Below are 596 nucleotides of genomic sequence, written 5' to 3' on the forward strand. Positions count from 1 at the left end.
GCGTTGTACTTGGCGAGGAAGCGCTCGACCAGCAGCGGGATGTCCTCGCGGCGCTCGCGCAGCGGCGGGATGATCACCGGGTAGATATTGAGCCGATAGTAGAGGTCGGCGCGAAAGCGCCCCTCGCGCACGGCCTGTTCCATGTCCATGTTGGTGGCGGCGACCAGGCGCACGTCCACGTGGCGGGTGCGGGTGTCGCCGACGCGCTCGAACTCGCCCTCCTGAAGCACGCGCAGGAGCTTGGCCTGGGCGCCCTGGGAGAGCTCGCCGACCTCGTCGAGAAACAGCGTCCCGCCGTCGGCACGTTCGAAGCGTCCGGGCCGGGACTGCTGCGCGCCGGTGAACGCCCCCTTCTCCACGCCGAAGAGCTCCGACTCGATGAGCTCCTCGGGCATCGCCGCGCAGTTGACGGCGACGAAGGCGTTGGCCGCCCGGCGGCTGAGCTGGTGCAGGCCGCGGGCGAACATCTCCTTGCCCACGCCGGTCTCGCCGAGCAGGAGCACGGTCACCGCGCTCTCCGCGGCCTTGCGGATGATCTCGCCGGTCTCGCGGAACGCCGGCGATACCCCCACCATATCGCCGAGGTTGGTCTGCTC

At 70.0% G+C, this 596-nt stretch carries 1 protein-coding gene; it reads right to left on the minus strand.

The window, feature by feature from the left end; all coding sequences use genetic code 11:
* On the minus strand, positions 1-596 hold a 596-nt coding region (locus tag G7A99_RS23825), incomplete at both ends, for a sigma 54-interacting transcriptional regulator (RefSeq protein WP_163144547.1).

The sequence above is a fragment of the Arhodomonas sp. KWT genome (assembly GCF_010993615.1).